We start from the raw sequence: 958 nt of genomic DNA on the forward strand, positions 1-958 counted from the left end.
GCGCAGCTGCGCGAAATGGCCCACATCTATGCCGAAGAACCCATGCTGAGCCGCACGCACGGCCAGACGGCCAGCCCGACCACGGTCGGCAAGGAAATCGCCAACGTGGTGGTGCGCCTGGCCAATGCGCGTGACAAGATCGCCGGCATCAAGCTGATGGCCAAGATGAACGGCGCGGTGGGCAACTACAACGCGCATCTCTCGGCCTGGCCCGACTTCGACTGGGAGGCCTTCAGCCGCAACGTGATTGAAACGCCGGAGCCGCTGGGCCTGGGCCTGACCTTCCAGCCCTACAGCATCCAGATCGAGCCGCACGACTACATGGCCGAGCTGTTTGACGCGGTAGCCCGCACCAACACCATCCTGATCGATCTGGCCCGCGACATCTGGGGTTATGTGAGCGTGGGCTACTTCAAGCAGCGCCTGAAAGACGGCGAGATCGGTTCCTCGACCATGCCGCACAAGGTCAACCCGATTGACTTTGAAAACGCCGAAGGCAACCTGGGCCTGGCCAATGCGCTGCTGCGCCACCTGAGCGAAAAGCTGCCGATTTCCCGCTGGCAGCGCGACCTGACCGATTCGACCGTGCTGCGCAACATGGGCGTGGCGCTGGGCTACGCCGTGCTGGCCTACAACTCAATGGGTGTGGGGCTGAACAAGCTCGAACTCAACCGCGAAGCGCTGGGCGACGACCTGAATGCCTCCTGGGAAGTGCTGGCCGAACCGATCCAGACGGTGATGCGCCGTTACKGTGTGCAGGGCGCTTACGAGAAGTTGAAGGAAGTCACGCGCGGCAAAACCGTGAAGGCCGAAGACCTGCACGCGCTGATCCGTTCGCTGGAAATTCCTGCTGCGGAAAAAGAGCGCCTGTTGAAGATGACACCCGGCAGCTATGTCGGCATGGCGGCCGAACTGGCGAAACGGGTCTAACCCCCGTCCAGGCTCACTGCGTGTAGCC

The 958-nt window shown here is 62.6% G+C and carries 1 protein-coding gene; it reads left to right on the plus strand.

Going from position 1 to position 958, the window contains the following annotated elements:
- Positions 1-930: adenylosuccinate lyase (purB, locus tag AC1DWI_RS24465; RefSeq protein WP_477726084.1), on the plus strand; the 930-nt coding region annotated here is incomplete at its 5' end.
- Positions 931-958 lie beyond the last annotated feature (28 nt).

The organism is Polaromonas sp. P3_C2 (genome assembly GCF_056402675.1).